We start from the raw sequence: 18,723 nt of genomic DNA on the forward strand, positions 1-18,723 counted from the left end.
TCCGTTCGGGCTGAGCCTGTTGAAGTCCTGCCCTTCTTCCAACGTGAGAAGGAAAGGCAAAACAGCCCCCTTCGACTGACTGCTTGCAGCAGTCGCTCAGGACAGGCTTCGACAGGCTCAGGGCGAACGGGCGTTATTTGGAGAGCGTTGGCCTACTCCCGCCAACTCGGATCGATCCGGTCAATCCGTCGCACCATGCTCTGAAAATCGGGCACGCCCGGCCCGACCGGCAATTGCACGGCGCTCAGGTCGCGTTGATGCACTGCGATCACCTCGGCCGGAATGTCGATCGGCGTGCCCGCCGCGCCCGCCGCGACCTGGATCTCGCAGGCGCGTTGCAGCAGCCAGTGGGTCAGGAAAGCTTCGGGCAGGCTGCCCGCCATCACCAGCGTCCCATGATTGCGCAGCAGCATGACGCGCCGGCCGCCCAGATTGGCGATCAGCCGTTCCCCTTCGTCGGCGCGAATCGTCACGCCCTCAAAGTCATGATAGGCGATTCGCCCGATGAAGGCGGCGGCGTAGAAGCTGATCGGGCGCAACCCCTCGGCGCAGGCGCTCACCGCCATGCCCGCGGTCGTATGGGTATGAATGATGCAATGGGCGTCGGGCAGATGCCGATGAAACACGCTATGCTGGGTGAAGCCAGCGCGGTTGACGGGATAGGGGCTGCCGTCCAGCACCTGGCCGTCTATGTCGATCTTGACCAGGTTGGACGCGGTCACCTCATCATAGCCCAGGCCGAAGGGATTGATGAGAAAAGCGCCGTTTTCCTCCGGCACGCGCAGCGTAATATGGTTGTAGATCAGCTCCGACCAGCCCATATGGTCGAAGATGCGATAGCAGGCGGCGAGCTGCTGGCGCGCCTCCCATTCGGCGGCGGACATATCGGGGTGTTTGGCGGCTGTAGCCATGGCGATCCTCCACTATCTTTATGCCGCCACTATCCGCCCGCATGCTCGGCTTGTCGAGTATGAAGGCTTTAGGGTTGAATTTGCGCGGGCCTGCTGATAGGGCGCCGCCCACATGGCGTAGGGCGACCTGCGACGACTCACTGGCTTTGCTATTCGGTCGGCCCGTCGGGAAGGATGTAAAAATCCCGGCGAACCGCTCGTTTTCGATTGGAGATAAACGGACTTATGCAGATCATCGTTCGCGACAATAATGTCGACCAGGCTCTTCGCGCGCTCAAGAAGAAGCTGCAGCGTGAAGGCGTGTATCGCGAAATGAAGCTGCGTCGTCACTACGAGAAGCCCTCGGAAAAGCGCGCCCGCGAAAAGGCGGCGGCTGTCCGTCGCGCGCGCAAGATGGACCGTAAGCGCGCCGAGCGCGACGGCGCGAAGTAAGCGCTATCGGGGCGGTCCCCGGCCTGTGCGCCATCGCCGCCCCGCATCCTGCCCGACTCACTGCACTTAATTTGCGAGAGCATGCGCCATGTCCACGACGGCTGTTCCCCTTCGTCCTATCGCCAAGGGATCGCTGACGCGCCTCTGGATCGGTGTCGCTGCGATTGCGCTGGCGGCGGGCGGTCTCGCCTGGGCTGGGCAGCAGGGCGTGGAAGCGTCGCCGTCGGCGTTCCTGACGCAGAACACGCATGCAGACGGCGTGGTGACCACCGAGTCGGGCCTGCAATATAAGATTCTGTCGGAAGGCACCGGCGCCAGCCCGACCCTGGCCGATGTGGCGCTCGTCGGCTACAAGGGCACATTGCTCGACGGTACGGTGTTCGACGAAAATCCGCAGGCGCCGATGCCGATCGACGGCGTCGTGCCTGGCTTCTCCGAAGGCCTGCAGAAGATGAAGAAGGGCGGTAAGTATCGCCTCTGGATTCCACCGCAGCTAGGCTATGGGGATCAGGTGGCCGGTCCGATTCCGGCTGGTTCGGTGCTGGTGTTCGATGTCGAACTGCACGACTTCAAATCGAAGGCCGAACTGATGCAGTTGCAGCAACAGATGCAGCAGCAACGCGGCGGCATGCCTCAGGGCGCAATCCCTCCGGGCGCGGCACCGCAGCCGGGCAATTAAGCACGGTCAAAGGCGTGGATTGATCCGTTTTGCAGGCTGCGCCGGGTTAGCCAATCGAACACGACCCTGTTTTAGCGGCCGGTGCTGGCCATTCTTAACCCGAAGGTCGATCGGGTGGTGGGTGGCAGCGTCCGCGGCATAGCGCGCCGGGCCTGGGACGTCACGGGTGCCAGGCCTGTAGTCAGGGCTTGGGCGTAGACGGGCCGGTCAGGAGCCTTGGGACTCGCCGCTTTCAGCACCGCATCCACATCCACCTGCTCGTCAAACGCCACGCCGAAATGTTGGCCCGTGGTCCAGACGACCCTTGCAGGGATTTCGGTCTCGCCCCGCATAATGGTGATGTGCGCGCCAACACCCGGTGATCGTCCCTGCACCCTTGCACCTCCTTCGGAAAGATCCCGGATGCGAACCAGTTGTCTGGCCGACAAGGGTTCGCCCAGATGGACATGCGCGTCCATGAATACACTGGCGCGCTTTGCGCGCGGGGGATGGTCCATGATCCTTCTCGCATGATGGTGCACCAAGGAGAAGGAATCTCGAAACGGTTGGTGGTTGCAGTCAACGGCCAGCCAGCGCGCCGGGCCGGGCAAGGAATAGGACCGCTGGCATAGCGACCGGTCAGCTTCGCCGGCCGATCCCATTTTCCACCAGTGCGTTGGCGATGGCGGCAATATCTTCCGCCGGGCGACTATTGTCCCACACGCCGAAGCGCAGGCCCAAAAATACGTTCATCCCCATGATCGCCCAGGCATGGACTTCCTCGACGTCGGCGCGCACATCTCCCTTGTCCGCCGCGGCGCGCAACCGTGCGGCCATGCGGGTCGCGGTATTTTCATAATGGGCGCGATAGGCGGCCTGATCGACGAACTCAGCCTCGTCAATGATGCGGTAGATTTCCTTATGTTCGCGGGCGAACTCCAGAAAGCTGAGCAGGCCGATCCGTTCGGCGTCGATGCCGTCGCGCGCGGTGGCGATGCGCGGCGACACATAGTCGCGCACCTGATTCGACATGTCGGCCACCAGCGCGCGGAAAATATCGTCCTTGGTATCGAAATAGGTGTAGAAACTGCCTAGCGCGCAGCCCGCCCGTCGGGTGATGCCACTGACCGATCCGTCGTGGAATCCCTTTTCGCCGAACTCCGCCGCTGCGGCGGACAACAGCGCGCGACGGGTGCGTTCGCCCCGTGCGGTGCGGGGGGCCTTGTCGTCCTTCGCCGCAGCTTCCTCGGTCATCTCCGCTCCTGACATTCTGTGTTCTTTTTGCCGCATGATGGGGCTCTCGTCACCGACGTCTTATTTGAAGTTGAAAGATGGTTCAACTTTCATTATCGAATCAGACGACGCAAGCGACCCGGCGAACCGGGCGCCGCATTTTCAGGAGAGGACCGACCCGATGAAGGCTCATCACAGCATTCGCGCCATTGCTCTTGCTTCCGCCGCCTGGAGCGGCTGCATGGTACTCCCCGCCATCGCGCAGGACAGCGCGCCAGCGGTTGAGGAGGAGGGCGCGATCATTGTGACCGCCCGCAGGCGTGAAGAAACGCTGGTCAGCGTGCCGATCGCGGTCAGCGCCTTTTCCGGCGAAGCGCTGGAACGGGGCGGCGCGATCGACATCACCGATCTGGCCAACGTCACCCCCAACACCACGCTGGAGGCATCGCGCGGCACCAATTCGACGCTGACGGCCTTCATCCGCGGCGTGGGGCAGCAGGACCCGGTGTCGGGCTTTGAACAGGGCGTGGGCATCTATCTGGACGATGTCTATCTCAACCGGCCGCAGGGCGCGATCCTGGACATTTACGATGTCGAGCGGATTGAGGTGCTGCGCGGGCCGCAGGGGACGCTTTATGGGCGCAACACGATCGGCGGCGCGGTCAAATATGTGACCAAGATGCTGCCGCAGGAATTCGCGCTGAAGCTGAAGGGCACCTATGGCAGCTATGACCAGGCCGATGGCATCATCAGCGCGTCCGCGCCGATCGGCGACCTGATCCGCGTCGGTGGCGCCTTTGCCCGGCTGTCGCGCGGCGGCTTTGGCGACAACCTGACCACCGGGGACGAGAATTATAACAAGGATGTCTGGGCCGGGCGCGCCACGTTCGAAATGGGCGGCTATGGCCAGCCGGTGCTGATGCGCATTACCGGCGACTATACCAAGGATAATAGCAGCGCGCGCGGTGGCCACCGCCTGATCCCCGGCCAGTTGTCGGGCGCGCCGGTGCTAGACGATGTGTTCGACACGCGTGGTGGCCTCAGCGACCCCAAGCAATATGTGAAATCCTACGGGCTTTCGATGAACATCACGGCGGAACTGTCCGACGCGGTGACGCTGCGGTCGATCAGCGCCTGGCGCAAGGATGACAGCGCATCGCCGATCGATTTCGACGCGCTGCCCGCGGTCGATGTCGATGTCCCTGCCTTTTACTTCAACGAGCAGTTGAGCCAGGAATTCCAGCTGCTTTACGACCAGGGTCCGCTGCACGGCATGGTCGGCTTCTACTATCTGGATGCGAAGGCCGACACCGCGTTCGATGTGCGGCTGTTCACCACCGTTCCCGGCCTGACTGCCTATACACAGGCCGATGTCGATACCGAAACCTATGCGGTGTTCGGCGATTTCACTTTCGACATTTCGCAGCAACTGAGCATCTCGGCGGGCGGTCGCTATACCTGGGACAAGCGACGGGCCGACATCTTGCGGCAAAATTATCTGGGTGGCGGATCGCCGCTGTTCGGCGGCGCGGGCGTGGCGTTCGGCGCGCCGGGCACCAACTTCAACGGGGAGCGCGAATATAAGAAATTCACGCCCCGCTTTTCCGTCAGCTTCAAGCCGACACCCGACCATAATATCTATGCCAGCTATGCGCAGGGCTTTAAGGGCGGCGGTTTCGACCCGCGCGGGGTAGGCGTCAACGCGCCCGACCTCAATAGCGACGGTATCCGCCAGGACAGCGAGATCGCTGCGTTCCTGAGCTTCCGCCCCGAAAGCGTCGATAGCTATGAGGTCGGCTACAAGGGCAATTTCATGGACGGCGCGCTGTATGTGGCGGTCGCGGGCTTCTATGCCGACTATAAGGACGTGCAGATCCCCGGATCGGTCGCCTGCTCGGTCGGCGGCATCCCGTCCTTCTGCGGGGTGGTGTCCAATGCGGGCAAGGCGCGGTTCAAGGGGCTGGAGTTCGAAAGCAATGCGCGGCTGGGCCGCGACATGCTGATGGGCGGCGACCGCCTGAACCTGTCCACCGCTATCGGCTATATCGACGCGGAATATCGCGAATACATCACCAATATCGGGGGCGTCCCGACCGATGTGGCGGCCAATCGGGAGGTGCAGAATACGCCCAAATGGACCGCGAGCGGCACGTTGGGCTATACCGCGCCGGTGGGGGCGGGCAGCCTCTATCTGGGCAGCACGGTGTCGTGGCGCAGCAAGACCTATCAGTTCGAAATCCCCAACCCCTATATCGACCAGAAGGGCTTTGCGCTGTGGGACGCCAGCATCGTCTATACCGCGCCCGACGATCGCTGGACGCTGGGGCTGCATGGCAAGAACCTGCTGGACAAGGAGTATAAGACGTCGGGCTATACCTTCGTGGGCGCCAACGCGGTGACGGGGGCGATCATCAACAATGCGGCGGGTTTCCCGACGCCGACGCTGGGCCGGGAGGGGACTCTGACGGCCTTTTATGGCAATCCGCGGCAGGTGTTCTTGACCGGAACGGTGAAGTTCTGATCCCATCCCATCTCCGTTCGGTTCGAGCTTGTCGAGAACCCTTGCGCAACGGTTCTCGACAAGCTCGAACTGAACGGAGATGGGTGAAAGCATCATGACCGACCGATCTACCCCTTCCGCATCCCCCGCCTATCGCGGCGTCGTGCTGGCGATGCTGCTGCTGGTCTATACGTTCAACTTTCTCGACCGGCAGATCCTCGGCATCCTCGCTGGGCCGATCAAGGCGGAGTTGGGGCTGAGCGATACGCAGCTTGGCGCGCTGGGCGGGATCGCCTTTGCTTTGCTCTATTCGACGCTGGCGATCCCGTTGGCGCTGCTGGCGGACCGGACCAGCCGGACCTGGGTTATTACCGTCAGCCTTGCCATCTGGAGCGGCTTTACGGCGCTGTGCGGGATCGCGACCAGCTTCACCCAGATGTTCCTGTTCCGCATCGGCGTGGGCGTAGGCGAGGCGGGCGGCGTCGCGCCATCCTATGCCGTGATCTCCGACACTTTCCCGCAGCATCAGCGAGCGCGGGCGCTGTCGATCTATTCGCTGGGTATTCCGCTGGGGTCGGCGGGTGGCGTGCTGCTGGGCGGCTATATCGCGCAGGCGGTGGAGTGGCGCACGGCCTTCATCGCGGTGGGCATCATGGGCATCCTGATCGCGCCGTTTTTCGGGCTGGTGGTGCGCGAGCCGGCGCGGCCCAGCCAAGCCAAGGATGCGGTGCCGGTGTCGGCGGTGTTCGGCATCCTCGCGGCCAAGCGCAGCTTCTGGATGCTGGCTCTGGGTGCGGCGTGCAGTTCGATGTGCGGCTATGGCGTGGCCTTCTGGCTGCCCAGCCTGCTGATGCGCAGTTTCGGCCTGGACCTGATGGGGGCGGGGCAGTTTCTGGGCGGGCTGCTGCTGATCGGCGGGGTAGCGGGGGTGCTGCTGGGCGGCTGGCTGGGCGACGCCATGGGGGGCAGGGACAAGGCCTATTATGCCTGGGTGCCGGCGGTCAGCTATGTCGTGGGGATGCCCTTGTTCGTCGTGGGCGTGTTGTCAGGCAGCGTCACCGCCGCCTTCGTCCTGTTCCTGATCCCGCAGGCGTTGGTCTATGTCTGGCTGGGACCGGTTCTGACCGCCGTCCAGCATCTGGTGCCGCCGCATATGCGAGCGAGCGCGGCGGCGAGCTTCCTGCTCATCAACAATCTGGTCGGATTGGGGTTGGGTAGCTGGAGCGTCGGGGCGCTGTCCGATGCGCTGACGCCGACCTATGGGGTCGAGGCGCTGCGCTATGCGATCGTTGCGGCGCTGGGCTTTTATCTGCTCGCGGGGCTGTTCATGGCGCTGGCGGGCCGGGCGCTGCGCAAGGATTGGGTGGCGGCGTAACGCCATATTCCGGTGGGGCTTCGGCTTCGCTCAGCCATGCCCTTCGACAGGCTCAGGGCGAACGGAAAGGCGTGGGTGCGGGGTGGCCGGGCCATCGTTTGAGACAGGGAGTGCGACAGTTGTAGCGATAGGATCGTTTTCGTGAATGGGCGGAAGCAATAGCGCCATTCATGAATTTTGTGCATCAATAGGCGGCGTGTTCCCGCGAAGGCGGGAACCCAGCTCTGCCGATGGAACTGGGCTCCCGCCTTCGCGGGAGCACGTTGGCTTTCTAACGCTCTTTCGTGGCGCTGAATTTCACCTTGGGGTGGCGTTCCTGCTGGTAGCCGATGTCCCAGGCGCTGCGGGCCATGAAGACGAGGGCGCCGTCGCGGTCCTTGGCCATGTTGCTGACATTATGGGTGACCAGTTCCTTGAGCGCGGCTTCATCGCCGCTAATCCAGCGGGCGGTGTCGAAGGGCGACTGTTCGAGGCCCGCGGCGACCTTATATTCGGCCTCCAGGCGGGAGATCAGCACTTCAAGCTGGAGCTGGCCGACCACGCCGACGATCCAGTTGCTGCCGATTTCGGGGTAGAAAACCTGGATCACGCCCTCTTCGGACAGGTCGTCCAGCGCCTTGCGCAGCTGCTTGGTCTTGGTCGGGTCTTTCAGCTGGACGCGGCGCAGGATTTCCGGCGCGAAATTGGGCAGGCCGGTGAAGCGCAGGCCGGGCTTTTCGGACAGCGTATCGCCCACGCGCAGCGCGCCATGATTGGGGATGCCGATGATGTCGCCGGGGAAGGCTTCGTCGGCCAGTTCGCGGTCCTGCGCGAAGAAGAGGATCGGCGAGTGGACGGCGAGCGGCTTGCCGGAGCCGGATGGCGTCAGCTTCATGCCGCGTTTGAACTTGCCGGAGACGAGCCGCATGAAGGCGATGCGGTCACGGTGCATGGGGTCCATATTGGCCTGCACCTTGAAGATGAAGCCGGTCACTTCGCTATTGTCCGGCTCGATCGCGGCCGGTTCGGCAGGCTGGGCGCGGGGCGGCGGGGCGTGGGCGGCCAGCGCGTCGATCAGTTCGGTGACGCCGAACAATTTGAGCGCGGAGCCGAAATAGACCGGGGTCAGGTCGCCTGCGCGATAGCGGTCGAGGTCGAAGCTTGCATAGCCGCCCTGCGACAGTTCGGCTTCTTCGCGCAGTTTCTCCAACGCGTGGGGGCTGAGGAAATCGGCCAGCTTCGGATCGTCGAGGCCGGTGAACTGGTGGCGGGTGCCGTCAAACTCCTTGGACGGGCCGACAGGCTGCATCAGGCGGTTGGTGGCGAAGTCGTAGATCCCTTCGAACTCGCCGCCCATGCCCGCAGGCCAGCTCATCGGGCAGACATCGAGTTGCAACTGGTCGGCGACTTCATCGAGCAGGCCGAAGGTTTCGCGGCCTTCGCGATCGACCTTGTTGACGAAGGTGATGATGGGGACGTTGCGCAGGCGGCAGACTTCGAACAGCTTGCGCGTCTGCGGCTCGATGCCTTTGGCCGCATCGATCACCATGACGGCGGAGTCCACGGCGGTCAGGGTGCGATAGGTGTCTTCGCTGAAATCTTCATGGCCCGGCGTGTCGAGCAGGTTGAAGGTGATGGTTTCGCCGTCGCGAGTCCGCTCGAACGTCATGACCGAGGAGGTGACGGAAATGCCGCGCTGCTGCTCGATCTTCATCCAGTCGGAGCGGGCGCGGCGGTTCTGGCCACGCGCCTTGACTTCGCCCGCAAGGTGGATGGCGCCGCCTTCGAGCAGCAGCTTTTCGGTCAGCGTGGTCTTGCCCGCGTCCGGGTGGGAAATGATCGCGAAGGTGCGGCGGGATGGGATGGTCATGTCAGTTCCAGCAATAACAACGGCCGTTCGTGCTGAGTAGGGACTGAGCATGGCGAAGGCCCATATCGAAGCACGCGCGCGAAACCCATCCTTCGATACGCCGCTTCGACAGGCTCAGCGGCTACTCAGGACGAGCGGAAAGCGGGCTACTTAGTCGCCAATCAGGCTGACGTCCATGCGGAAGGATCGGCTGTCGCCCGGCAGCAGGCATAGGATGCCCTGCTTGTCCCAGACATCGCCGGTAAAGCCCACAAGGTCGGCCATGCCGGCCCAGGGTTCGACGCAGAGATAATGGGCGCCGGGTTTCTGCCAGAGGCCGAGCCAGGGGGTGTCGGGGAAATCGATCTTGAGATGCGGCTGGCCCGGCGCGCCCCAGGTCAGCGAGCGGCTGGCGAGATCGTCCCAGATCAGAGCGTCGCCTTCGAACATTTCATGGGTCGGGACGAGCGTGTCGCCGTCCACTGGCGACGCGAAGGGTTCGCGGGCGATCAGGCCGGGTTCGGCGCCGACCTTGCGGATCGGGGCGGGTTCGGGCGCTTCAAAGATGATGCGATGATCCTCGACCGCGCCGCCATAGGGCAGGGGCCAGGCGAAGGCAGGGTGATAGCCGAAGCTGAAGGGCATGGCCGTTTCGCCGCGGTTGGTGACGGTCGCGGTCATGTGCAGGGTCGCCCCGTCGCACGCGAAAGCCATGTCGAGACGGAAGTCGAAGGGATAGACGGCGCGCGTTTCGTGGTCCGCCTCCAGCCGCAGCACCAGCCGATCCTCGTCCTGTTCGACGGGCAGGAAGATGCTGCGGCGGGCGAAGCCGTGCTGGGGCATCGGATAGTCGCGGCCGTCCAGCCGATAGATGTCGCCGCGCGATCGGCCGACGAAGGGGAAGAGCAAGGGCGCATGGCCGGTCCACCAGCGCGGATCGGCGTCGGTCATCAACTCGCGGCCGGCGGCGTCCTGCAAGGACCAGAGTTCCGCGCCCAGCGGATCGATGGCGGCGGAGATGGTGGACGAGGCGATAGTGAGGCGCGCATCGGATCGGGACAAGACATATCTCCTGCGGGATGGAGCCCGTCGCATAGCGCGGGGGTGCGACATTGTCTTGCGCGACAATCGTTTCGCCTTGGAACCGACATGGCCCGTCGCTGGTTTGGTCGGCCGGGAGGACTATCATGAAATTTACGACGACCGCCATTGCCGTGATGTTGATGCTGCCGGGTGCTGCGCTGGCCCAGGAGGCGCCCAAGCCGGATCAGGCCAAGCAGGAACCGGACAAGCGCCGCGACGGCACGCTGGACAAGGCCGGGAATATCGCGACCCAGCCCGCGCGCGACATCGGCATCGACAAGCAGGAGATTCCCCCCGTCTTGCTGAAGGCGGTGGAGAATCCCTATGCCGCGCCGCCATCGCGGACGTGCAAGGGGCTGAAGGCTTCGCTGGACGAGTTGAACGCCGTGCTGGGCGAGGATTTCACCGTCGGCGCGAAGGCGAACGAGAATCGCACGGGGAAGATCGCCGAGGCGGTCGGCAAGACGATCGTCAATTCGCTCATCCCCTTCCGCGGGCTGGTGCGCGAGATCAGCGGCGCGGCTCCGGCCGAGCGGCGCTTGGAGGCGGCGGTGACGGCAGGGGTTGCGCGGCGCGGCTATCTGCGCGGGCAGGCGGCGGCCAAGGGGTGCAAGATCGCGAGCTGATCGACATTCCGCCCAGGCGGGCCTGCAAAGCGCGCTGTACTGCGCTCCGGTACTCACGTACTTTGAGTATGCTGCGCTGAAACGAGTCACGTGCCTCGTTTCAGGGTGCTCGAACATCACGCTTTTCGGCTCCACCTGAACGAAATGTCGACCAGCTCTATCCCGACGATAGTTCTGAATGGGTGCTAAACGGGTTCCGCTTTTGGCATTTGCCCCTATATGGCGGGCATGACCGACCAGCCCAATCTTGCCGATCTTCAGGAAGAATATGCATTTCTCGATGCGGACGATCGCTATCGGCTGCTGATCGACCTGGGGCGCGGACTGGAGGACATGCCCGATGCGCTCAAGACCGATGCGACGTTGGTGCGCGGCTGTTCGGCGGCGGTGTGGGTCTATCCCACGGTATTGGATGACGGGCGGCTGCATTTCCTGGCGGACAGCAATGCCGCGATCACCAAGGGGATCATCGCGCTGGTGCTGCTGACCGTGCAGGACCGCGCGCCCGATGCAATCAGCGCGACCGATATCGAGGGTGCGCTGGTGCCGTTCGACCTCAAGAACCAGCTCAGTTCCAACCGGACCCAGGGCATCCCCAACATGATCGCGCTGATCCGCGATACCGCGGCCCGTTACGCCGCATAGGAAACCGCAGGCCGATTCAGACATTATCCTTCCGTAACTATATGGGAAGGAATGAGGCGATGCGCGCCATTCTAATGATTGCGGCGGTCGCGACGCTCGCGGCCTGTTCGGACAAGGCCAAGGAACCGAGCCAGCGCGAGCAGATCGGCCAGGTGTGGAAATATGAAGGCGGAGAGGCCGGGAAGGCCAAGGTCGCTTATATCGGCAGTGTCAACAGTGTGCAGACGATGACTGCGCCCGACACATTTTCGGTGCTGCTCGTCCAGCCGCTGGACCAGGGGACGGCGGACGTGACGGTCAAGCTGGTGGGCGCGCCCTTTACCTGCGACCTGTCCGACTGCCATGTCACCGCGACAACTGACGATGGCAAGCGGCATGAATGGAAGGGGCGGATGACGCAGGCCAAGGACGGCATCACCATCGCGCCGTCGCAGGGTGCCTATGAGGCGATAAAAGACGCCAAGAGCGTGAAGATCGACCTGGTGGTGGGACCGAAGGATGCGACCGCGCCGTTCGACTTCAACGTGGCGGGACTGGATTTGAAGGGGTAAATGCTGCCTCCGTTCGGTTCGACAAGCTCGAACCGAACGGAGTTTGCACCTTCACTCCTGTAACGAAACCCCAGGGCTGCGCGGGTCGGCGGCGCCCTGCCAATGGCCGTCGGACAGACGTTCCGCCGCGTTGGCTTTGAGCCCCATGCGGTTGATGCTGACACGGTGGCCGAGTTTCTCCAACGGGGCCTTCATGGCTTCGAGCGACGTGCCCTGTTCCAGCACCAGCCCTTCGCCATTGAAGAAGAGGAGGCCGTGGGCGATCGACTCCTGCGCCGACAGGCCCCAGTCGAAATGGGCGATCAGCGCCTTGGCGACCTGCATGATGATGGTCTTGCCGCCCGCCGCGCCGACGGTGAAGATGGGCGTGCCGCTGGCGTCATAGACGATGGTGGGCGACATGGAGGAGAGCGGGCGCTTGCCTGGCTCCACCCGGTTGGCGACGGGCTTGCCGTCCTTTTCGGGGGTAAAGCTGAAATCGGTCAGTTCATTGTTCAGGATCACGCCGTTGGCGATCAACTGGCTGCCGAAGAAACTTTCGATGGTGGATGTCCAGGCGGCGATGTCGCCGTTGCGATCGACCGCGACGAAATGGCTGGTGCCGCTTTCGGGCTGGGGCAACGCGGCGGTGCGCGGTTGCGCGCCGGGCGGGGTGCCGGGCGTGTAGGCGGTGAGCGCCTTGTTCAGGCGGATAAGCGACGAGCGCTGTTTGAGATAGGCGGGGTCGATCATGCCGCTGACCGGCACGGATACGAAGTCCGGGTCGCCCAGCCATGTTTCGCGATCGGCATAGGCGAGTTGCATCGCTTCGCCGATGACGTGCCATGAGCGCGGATCGTCCTTGCCCCATTGGCGAAGCGGGAAGCGCTCGACCATGCCGAGAATTTCCAGCACGGTGACGCCGCCAGCCGAGGCCGGTCCCATGCCGCAGACGGTGTAGATGCGGTAGTGGCCGCACACCGGCTTGCGCGGTTGCGCCTTGTAGGCCGCGAGGTCAGCTTCCGTCATCGGCACCGGGTTTTTGGGCGCGTTGGTGACAGCATCGCTGATGAGGCGGGCGTTTTCGCCGGTATAGAAAGCGTCCGGTCCCTCCGCCGCGATCCGTTTGAACAGGGCGGCGAGCGGCGGATTCTTGAGCGTCGTGCCGACCGGGGGCGGGGCGCCGTTCACCCAGAAGAGCTTCTGGATTTCTGGAAAGTCGGCCCAGATGCCTTGGGTCGCGCGCAGGGCGGTGGCGGTGCGTTCACCCAGCACGAAGCCGTCCTGCGCATAGCGGATCGCTGGCGCGAAGAGGTCCGCCCAGGGCAGCTTGCCCCATTTTTTATGCGCGTCCCACGCCAGGCGCAGATTGCCCGGCACGCCGGCCGAATAGCCGCCCGGCCAGGCTTGCATGAAGGGCAGGGGCTTGCCGTCTGCGCCCATGAAGCGGTCCGGCCGTGCCGCGGCGGGGGCGGTTTCGCGGCCGTCGATGGATTCGAGCTGCCCGGTCGCGCCGTCATGATGCATCAGGAAACCGCCGCCGCCGATGCCGCTATTGTGCGGTTCCACGACGTTGAGCGTCAGCATCATCGCGATCGCCGCGTCGGTGGCGCTGCCGCCCTGGCGCAATATTGCCTGCCCCGCCTGCGCCGCGCGCGGATCGGCGGCGGACACGGTGGCGTTCGTCGACACCGGCGCGCGGGCGACGGCGGGGGTGGGGATGAGGGCGAGCGAGGCCAGCAGGCGCGAAAGGCGGGGAAGCATGACATCCACCCTAGCCATTGCGTTGCGCGCGGCAACCCTTTGTCTGGGGCGACGAATTTTTAGGATGGCGTTGGCCAGACGTCAGGGGTCGCCCAGATCTTTGTCGCCGATCGCGATGCGATAGGGGCCTGCGCGGCAGTCGAGAGGCTTCCCTTTCCAGCTCAGCCGGACAATTCCGTCGGCCACCAACCCGTCGATCGCGGCATGGACCGTCGGCATCGCCCCTCGCCAATCGCCATCGGCTGCGATCGCCCGTGCAACCTCGCTGGGACATATCGTCGCGCCTTCATGGCGAGCGCCAAGCAGCGTCAGCGTCATTTCGCGCGCCGTCTTCGTCATTTTCGCGGCTTGCCCCGCATGCTGCGTCCGGCCGTCATCGGATCAGGCTTGGCAGGCGGCGTCCAGCCGGGGGGCGGCGCAACGCGCTGTCGGCTGGTGCCAAGGCCCATGGCTCCGGGTTTCTGGCGATGAAGTCCGTCCACTTCAGCCTGTGCCGCGTCTTCCGCCGAGGCGCCGCCCCGCATCAGACTGATCTTGTCCCGGCACCGTTTCGCTTCTTCGAAATCCAGCGCGCGCGCGGCCGCTTCCATTTTATGCCGCAGGGTCTCGATCGTGTCGCTCATGCCCCACCAACGCCCATGACCGACGGCGGGGTTCATGCCGCCTGATTCTATTTCGCGTCTACGCCGACCAGGTCGGCCATTGTCTTGACCCCGTCGCGGGTCATGAGCCTTTTGAGGCCCGCATTGATCCGCTTGGCCAGATACGGCCCTTCATAGACAAGTGCGCTGTAGAGTTGGACCAGCGACGCGCCGGCGCGGATGCGGGCGTAGGCTTGTTCCGCGTTGGTGATGCCGCCTACGCCGATCAACGGCAGGCGCGCGCCTGCGAGACGGTGGAAGTCCTTGAGCCGCGCCAGCGACAGGTCGGTCAGCGGTGCGCCCGACAGGCCGCCCGTTTCGCTCGCATGGGGGGAACGCAACGCCGGGCGCGACAAGGTGGTGTTGGACACGATCAGCGCATCGACGCGATGGTCGATGCAGGCGGCGGTGATATCCTCGACATCGGCCGGTTCCAGATCAGGCGCGACCTTGAGGAAAATGGGGGTGGTTCCCGCCCCGCGCGCCGCCATCACCGCCGACAACAGGTCGTCCAATGCGGCGCGGCCCTGCAGCGCGCGCAGGCCCGGCGTGTTGGGGGAGGAGATGTTGACGGTGAGATAGTCGGCCAGCGGGGCCATGCAGGTGACACCGGTCACATAGTCGGCGATGCCGCGCCCGGCGGCCGTCGCGTCCTTGTTCGCGCCGATATTGATGCCGATCACCGGGCCGCCGCTGCTCACGGGCCGGCGATAGCGGGCGATGCGGTCCGCCGCGGCGCCCTGGCCGCCATTGTTGAAGCCGAAGCGATTGATGACGGCGCGGTCCTCGACCAGTCGGAACAGGCGCGGCTGGGGATTGCCCGGCTGCGCGAGCGGGGTCAGCGTGCCCAGTTCGGCGAAGCCAAAGCCCAGGCCATGCATCTTGTGCGCAATCCGGCCGTCCTTGTCATAGCCCGCGGCCAGGCCCACCGGGTTGGGGAAGCGGATTCCCGCCACCACCGTCTCCAGCATCGGATCGACGCCAAGCGGCGCGGCGGTCGGCATCAGCCGCAAGGCGGCGATCGAAAGATGGTGGGCGCGTTCGGCATCCAGGGCGAACAGCAGCGGGCGGATCAGGCGGTAAGACATGGCTCCAGCCTATGCCAGCGGACCATCGGCGCGTCGAGTCGCTGTGGCCATGCGGCAACAGATCGGCAACAAGGTTATTTCATGACAAGAAACGTCATGAATGGAACCGTTTGCGCGCCAAAAATGTCCGTTTCGTCCAATAAAGTTGCTGTGATTCGGGCGTAAAGCCCCTTTGCGACCCGAAGGCTCTCTGGCCTATGGCCAATGAGACCTTTTACTGACCCGGCGGTGCAAACCGCCGGGTCATTTTTTACGCATTTCAACGCTAGGTGTCGAAAAACTTTACCATATTTTCATGGCGCCGCTTGCGCTGCGCCTGCGTTGGCGCATAGTGCCCGGCAGGGGTGAAAACATGGGGTCGCAACATAGCGATAATATGGCGCGCTTAGTCGCGTTGCCGGATGGCCGCGGGCCTTTGTCCTACACGGTCGATGCCGCACAGGGGCCTGTGCGGCTGCGCTATTTCGCGCCGCCCGCGCCTCTGCGCGCCTATTTCGGATCGCTTTATTATTTCACCGTGTCGGCCGATCGTTACGCCGACGTCACCCGCGCCGACGTGCCGCAATTGCGGCTGATGCTGGATGGCAGCGGCCATTATCATTTTCAGGACGGTGCCGTCGTTGCGACCCCCGACGTCTGCCTGCTGGGGCCGACGATGGGGGCGACCCGGTTCGAGCTGGACCGGCCGGCGCGGGTGGTGGGCATTTCGCTGCTGCCCGCCGGCTGGCTGGCGTTGCATGGCGGCGACGCCAGTGAACTGGCGGACGGGCTGTGCGACTTGGCGGCCGAACGGGGCGACGCCTATGCCCGGTTGCTGGACGGGTTGCGCGCGCTGGGCGACGACGCCGACGCGATGGCGGCGCTGTGCTGGAGCGAATTGGGGCGGCTGACTCGGCCGTTGCGCCCGGCGACCTGGGAATTGCTGGCGGCGATCGACGCATGGCTGATGGACGAAGGGTCGCCGCGGATCGAGATACTGGCCGAAACCACTGGCCTGTCGCCCCGCCAGCTCGCCAGGCTGGCGAACAAATATTATGGCGCCCCGCCCAAATTATTGGCGCGCAAATATCGGGCGCTGCGCTGTTCGGCGCGAATCGCGCTGGATGGGGAAAGCTGGCAGCAATTATGCGAGGAAGGCGGCTTTTACGACCAGTCGCACTTCATCCGGGAGATCAAGCATTTCATCGGCCTGACCCCGCACCAGTTGCAGACCGAGCCTTCGGCGGTGGCGCAATTGACGTTGCTGCGGCGATCGCTGGGCGGCGACGTGGCGGTGCTCAACCGATTGAGTTAAGGCGTTCAGAACAGCGTCCTATCCGTTCCCCCTGCGCCTGTCGAAGGGCTACACGCCCGGAAGACAAGCGGGAGGCTAAGACAGGCTTGGCCCGAACGGATTATGCGAAGCGCGTCGTTCTGCGCCTTTTCGACGCAAAAATGCCTTGATTAACCGCGGCCGCAGGACCACATGCGCTCAATCGGATGGAATCAGTCCGATTTGAGAATGGTTCGCAATTGATATGAAATTATCGAGCTTCGCTGACTATGCGGTCGTGTTGATGTCCGCTGCGGCGCGCCATTGCGGCGCGGCGAAGATGAACGCGACCACGCTTTCGGCCGAAACCGGTATCCCGCTGCCCACCGCGCAGAAGCTGGTGAGCCGGCTGTCGGCGGCGGGATTGCTCGAATCGAGCCGGGGCACCGGCGGCGGCGTGCGGCTGTCGCGTCCGCCCGCGACGATCACGCTGGCCGATGTGGTGGAGGCGGTCGAGGGACCGATCGCCATGACCGCCTGCAACGAACTGGGCGCGCATGATTGCAACCTGGAAACCGACTGCCGCATCCGCCCGCACATGAACGTGGCCAATGAAGCGATCCGATCGGCCCTGGCCGGCGTGACGATCGCCAGCCTTAGCAGAGAAATGGCATGACCGAACAAATCACCACCGTTCGCAACCAGGAAGCGCAGGATGCGGCGGATCGCGCGTCCACCTACGAACATGGCTGGGCAAGCGATATCGAGCAGGATTTCGCGCCCAAGGGGCTGAACGAGGATACGGTCCGCTTCATTTCGGCCAAGAAGAAAGAGCCGCAATGGCTGCTCGACTGGCGGCTGAAGGCGTTCGCGATGTGGAAGACGATGACGCCGCCCGACTGGGCCAAGCTGAACGTGCCGCCGATCGACTATCAGGACGCCTATTATTACGCCGAGCCCAAGAAGAAGGTGGAGCTGGATTCGCTCGACGAGGTCGACCCCGAAATCCTCGCCACCTATAAGAAATTGGGCATCCCCATCGCTGAGCAGGAAATGCTGGCCGGGGTGAAGGGGAGCCGTCGGATCGCGGTGGACGCGGTGTTCGACAGCGTGTCGGTCGCCACCACCTTCCGCAAGGAGCTGGAGGAAGCGGGCGTCATCTTCCGCTCGATCAGCGAAGCGGTGCGCGAATATCCCGACCTGGTGAAGAAGTGGATGGGCAAGATCGTGCCGATGCACGACAATTATTTCGCCACTTTGAACTGCGCGGTCTTTTCCGACGGGACGTTCGTTTATATCCCCAAGGGGGTGCGTTGCCCGATGGAATTGTCCACCTATTTCCGCATCAACGCGGAAAATACCGGCCAGTTCGAGCGGACGCTGATCGTCGCGGACGAGGGGTCTTATGTCTCCTACCTCGAAGGCTGCACCGCGCCGATGCGCGACGAGAATCAGTTGCACGCCGCCGTCGTGGAGCTGGTCGCGCTGGACGACGCCGAGATCAAATATTCCACCGTCCAGAACTGGTATCCCGGCGACGCGGACGGGAAGGGCGGCATCTATAATTTCGTCACCAAGCGCGCGCTATGCCAGGGCAAGAACAGCAAGGTGTCGTGGACGCAGGTGGAAACCGGGTCGGCGATTACGTGGAAATATCCGTCCTGTGTGCTGAACGGCGAGAATAGCGTGGGTGAGTTCTATTCTGTCGCGCTGACGAATAACAGGCAGCAGGCCGATACCGGGACCAAGATGATCCATAACGGTAAAGGCACGCGGTCGACCATCGTGTCGAAGGGGATTTCGGCCGGGCGATCGAACAATACTTATCGCGGGCTGGTGCGTGTGGCGCCGGGGGCGGAAGGGGTGCGCAATTTCACCCAGTGCGACAGCCTGTTGCTGGGCGACCAGTGCGGCGCGCATACCGTGCCCTATATCGAGGTGAAGAACCCCAGCGCGCAGATCGAGCATGAGGCGACGACGAGCAAGATCAGCGACGACCAACTCTTCTATGCGATGCAGCGCGGGCTGAATGCGGAGAGCGCGGTGAGTTTGATCGTGAACGGGTTTGCGCGGGAGGTGCTGCAACAGTTGCCGATGGAGTTTGCGGTCGAGGCGCAGAAGTTGCTGGGGATTTCGCTGGAGGGGTCGGTTGGTTGA

19 protein-coding genes are annotated in these 18,723 nt (G+C 63.9%); 10 read left to right on the top strand and 9 right to left on the bottom strand.

Annotated features, from left to right (window positions below; translation table 11 throughout):
* Positions 1-152 precede the first annotated feature (152 nt).
* Positions 153-911, bottom strand: coding sequence for a class II aldolase/adducin family protein (locus tag CEQ44_RS23280; RefSeq protein ID WP_088183055.1), 759 nt, complete (start codon positions 909-911; stop codon positions 153-155).
* Positions 912-1,136: 225 nt separating this feature from the next.
* On the opposite strand from CEQ44_RS23280, the gene rpsU reads away from it, so the two are divergent.
* Together rpsU and CEQ44_RS23290 are read left to right on the top strand one after the other, a co-directional pair.
* Positions 1,137-1,343 (top strand): 30S ribosomal protein S21, encoded by a 207-nt coding sequence (rpsU, locus tag CEQ44_RS23285; RefSeq protein ID WP_006957190.1) that lies wholly within the window; start codon positions 1,137-1,139, stop codon positions 1,341-1,343.
* Between the two features lie 88 nt (positions 1,344-1,431).
* Positions 1,432-2,022 carry an FKBP-type peptidyl-prolyl cis-trans isomerase gene (locus tag CEQ44_RS23290; RefSeq protein ID WP_088183056.1) on the top strand — a complete coding sequence of 197 codons (591 nt, stop codon included), beginning with the start codon at positions 1,432-1,434 and terminating at the stop codon, positions 2,020-2,022.
* Positions 2,023-2,093: 71 nt separating this feature from the next.
* Here the strand turns inward: CEQ44_RS23290 and CEQ44_RS23295 are convergent, their stop codons facing one another.
* Together CEQ44_RS23295 and CEQ44_RS23300 are read right to left on the bottom strand one after the other, a co-directional pair.
* Entirely contained in the window at positions 2,094-2,519 is a 426-nt protein-coding gene (locus tag CEQ44_RS23295) for a PilZ domain-containing protein (protein ID WP_088183057.1), read from the bottom strand.
* A 121-nt stretch (positions 2,520-2,640) separates the two neighbouring features.
* Positions 2,641-3,255, bottom strand: a complete 615-nt coding sequence (locus tag CEQ44_RS23300) for a TetR/AcrR family transcriptional regulator (RefSeq protein ID WP_088183058.1) — start codon at positions 3,253-3,255, stop codon at positions 2,641-2,643.
* Between the two features lie 160 nt (positions 3,256-3,415).
* On the opposite strand from CEQ44_RS23300, the gene CEQ44_RS23305 reads away from it, so the two are divergent.
* Positions 3,416-5,755, top strand: a complete 2,340-nt coding sequence (locus CEQ44_RS23305) for a TonB-dependent receptor (RefSeq protein ID WP_088183059.1) — start codon at positions 3,416-3,418, stop codon at positions 5,753-5,755.
* 94 nt (positions 5,756-5,849) lie between these two features.
* Entirely contained in the window at positions 5,850-7,109 is a 1,260-nt protein-coding gene (locus CEQ44_RS23310) for an MFS transporter (RefSeq protein ID WP_088183086.1), read from the top strand.
* A 271-nt stretch (positions 7,110-7,380) separates the two neighbouring features.
* Here the strand turns inward: CEQ44_RS23310 and CEQ44_RS23315 are convergent, their stop codons facing one another.
* Positions 7,381-8,958 (bottom strand): peptide chain release factor 3, encoded by a 1,578-nt coding sequence (locus CEQ44_RS23315; RefSeq protein ID WP_088183060.1) that lies wholly within the window; start codon positions 8,956-8,958, stop codon positions 7,381-7,383.
* Positions 8,959-9,108: 150 nt separating this feature from the next.
* Entirely contained in the window at positions 9,109-9,999 is an 891-nt protein-coding gene (locus CEQ44_RS23320; RefSeq protein ID WP_254913673.1) for an aldose 1-epimerase family protein, read from the bottom strand.
* Positions 10,000-10,124: 125 nt separating this feature from the next.
* On the opposite strand from CEQ44_RS23320, the gene CEQ44_RS23325 reads away from it, so the two are divergent.
* From CEQ44_RS23325 to CEQ44_RS23335, 3 genes are all read left to right on the top strand, one after another.
* Positions 10,125-10,646: a hypothetical protein gene (locus CEQ44_RS23325; protein WP_088183062.1), complete on the top strand. Its 522-nt coding sequence runs from the start codon at positions 10,125-10,127 to the stop codon at positions 10,644-10,646.
* Positions 10,647-10,865: 219 nt separating this feature from the next.
* Positions 10,866-11,291, top strand: a complete 426-nt coding sequence (locus tag CEQ44_RS23330) for a SufE family protein (RefSeq protein ID WP_088183063.1) — start codon at positions 10,866-10,868, stop codon at positions 11,289-11,291.
* Positions 11,292-11,350: 59 nt separating this feature from the next.
* Positions 11,351-11,842, top strand: coding sequence for a hypothetical protein (locus tag CEQ44_RS23335; RefSeq protein ID WP_088183064.1), 492 nt, complete (start codon positions 11,351-11,353; stop codon positions 11,840-11,842).
* Between the two features lie 51 nt (positions 11,843-11,893).
* On the opposite strand, the gene ggt is transcribed toward CEQ44_RS23335, so the two are convergent.
* From ggt to CEQ44_RS23355, 4 genes are all read right to left on the bottom strand, one after another.
* A complete protein-coding gene (ggt, locus tag CEQ44_RS23340; protein WP_088183065.1) occupies positions 11,894-13,585 on the bottom strand; it encodes a gamma-glutamyltransferase in 1,692 nt (563 codons plus the stop codon).
* Positions 13,586-13,666: 81 nt separating this feature from the next.
* Complete coding sequence (locus CEQ44_RS23345; RefSeq protein WP_088183066.1) at positions 13,667-13,924, bottom strand: DUF3253 domain-containing protein; 258 nt, start codon at positions 13,922-13,924, stop codon at positions 13,667-13,669.
* Positions 13,921-14,208 (bottom strand): UvrB/UvrC motif-containing protein, encoded by a 288-nt coding sequence (locus CEQ44_RS23350; RefSeq protein ID WP_088183067.1) that lies wholly within the window; start codon positions 14,206-14,208, stop codon positions 13,921-13,923. Before CEQ44_RS23350 ends, CEQ44_RS23345 begins: the two co-directional genes overlap by 4 nt.
* Positions 14,209-14,255: 47 nt before the next feature.
* Complete coding sequence (locus tag CEQ44_RS23355) at positions 14,256-15,314, bottom strand: quinone-dependent dihydroorotate dehydrogenase (protein ID WP_088183068.1); 1,059 nt, start codon at positions 15,312-15,314, stop codon at positions 14,256-14,258.
* 376 nt (positions 15,315-15,690) lie between these two features.
* On the opposite strand from CEQ44_RS23355, the gene CEQ44_RS23360 reads away from it, so the two are divergent.
* The 3 genes from CEQ44_RS23360 to sufB all read left to right on the top strand — a co-directional run bounded on the left by CEQ44_RS23360 (position 15,691) and on the right by sufB (position 18,723).
* Positions 15,691-16,608 carry a helix-turn-helix domain-containing protein gene (locus tag CEQ44_RS23360; RefSeq protein WP_254913674.1) on the top strand — a complete coding sequence of 306 codons (918 nt, stop codon included), beginning with the start codon at positions 15,691-15,693 and terminating at the stop codon, positions 16,606-16,608.
* Between the two features lie 223 nt (positions 16,609-16,831).
* A complete protein-coding gene (locus tag CEQ44_RS23365; protein ID WP_066606680.1) occupies positions 16,832-17,242 on the top strand; it encodes an Rrf2 family transcriptional regulator in 411 nt (136 codons plus the stop codon).
* Positions 17,239-18,723 (top strand): Fe-S cluster assembly protein SufB, encoded by a 1,485-nt coding sequence (sufB, locus tag CEQ44_RS23370; protein WP_088183069.1) that lies wholly within the window; start codon positions 17,239-17,241, stop codon positions 18,721-18,723. Before CEQ44_RS23365 ends, sufB begins: the two co-directional genes overlap by 4 nt.

The organism is Sphingobium sp. Z007 (assembly GCF_900013425.1).
Lineage (GTDB): Bacteria > Pseudomonadota > Alphaproteobacteria > Sphingomonadales > Sphingomonadaceae > Sphingobium.

Bases quoted from the DNA above. Each gene is read 5' to 3' on its own strand.
- rpsU (WP_006957190.1), top strand. From the start codon at position 1,137: ATGCAGATCATCGTTCGCGACAATAATGTCGACCAGGCTCTTCGCGCG.
- CEQ44_RS23315 (WP_088183060.1), bottom strand. From the start codon at position 8,958: ATGACCATCCCATCCCGCCGCACCTTCGCGATCATTTCCCACCCGGAC.
- CEQ44_RS23325 (WP_088183062.1), top strand. From the start codon at position 10,125: ATGAAATTTACGACGACCGCCATTGCCGTGATGTTGATGCTGCCGGGT.
- sufB (WP_088183069.1), top strand. From the start codon at position 17,239: ATGACCGAACAAATCACCACCGTTCGCAACCAGGAAGCGCAGGATGCG.
- ggt (WP_088183065.1), bottom strand. From the start codon at position 13,585: ATGCTTCCCCGCCTTTCGCGCCTGCTGGCCTCGCTCGCCCTCATCCCC.
- CEQ44_RS23295 (WP_088183057.1), bottom strand. From the start codon at position 2,519: ATGGACCATCCCCCGCGCGCAAAGCGCGCCAGTGTATTCATGGACGCG.
- CEQ44_RS23330 (WP_088183063.1), top strand. From the start codon at position 10,866: ATGGCGGGCATGACCGACCAGCCCAATCTTGCCGATCTTCAGGAAGAA.
- CEQ44_RS23290 (WP_088183056.1), top strand. From the start codon at position 1,432: ATGTCCACGACGGCTGTTCCCCTTCGTCCTATCGCCAAGGGATCGCTG.
- CEQ44_RS23365 (WP_066606680.1), top strand. From the start codon at position 16,832: ATGAAATTATCGAGCTTCGCTGACTATGCGGTCGTGTTGATGTCCGCT.
- CEQ44_RS23300 (WP_088183058.1), bottom strand. From the start codon at position 3,255: ATGACCGAGGAAGCTGCGGCGAAGGACGACAAGGCCCCCCGCACCGCA.
- CEQ44_RS23280 (WP_088183055.1), bottom strand. From the start codon at position 911: ATGGCTACAGCCGCCAAACACCCCGATATGTCCGCCGCCGAATGGGAG.
- CEQ44_RS23310 (WP_088183086.1), top strand. From the start codon at position 5,850: ATGACCGACCGATCTACCCCTTCCGCATCCCCCGCCTATCGCGGCGTC.
- CEQ44_RS23350 (WP_088183067.1), bottom strand. From the start codon at position 14,208: ATGAGCGACACGATCGAGACCCTGCGGCATAAAATGGAAGCGGCCGCG.
- CEQ44_RS23345 (WP_088183066.1), bottom strand. From the start codon at position 13,924: ATGACGAAGACGGCGCGCGAAATGACGCTGACGCTGCTTGGCGCTCGC.
- CEQ44_RS23355 (WP_088183068.1), bottom strand. From the start codon at position 15,314: ATGTCTTACCGCCTGATCCGCCCGCTGCTGTTCGCCCTGGATGCCGAA.
- CEQ44_RS23360 (WP_254913674.1), top strand. From the start codon at position 15,691: ATGGCGCGCTTAGTCGCGTTGCCGGATGGCCGCGGGCCTTTGTCCTAC.
- CEQ44_RS23305 (WP_088183059.1), top strand. From the start codon at position 3,416: ATGAAGGCTCATCACAGCATTCGCGCCATTGCTCTTGCTTCCGCCGCC.
- CEQ44_RS23335 (WP_088183064.1), top strand. From the start codon at position 11,351: ATGCGCGCCATTCTAATGATTGCGGCGGTCGCGACGCTCGCGGCCTGT.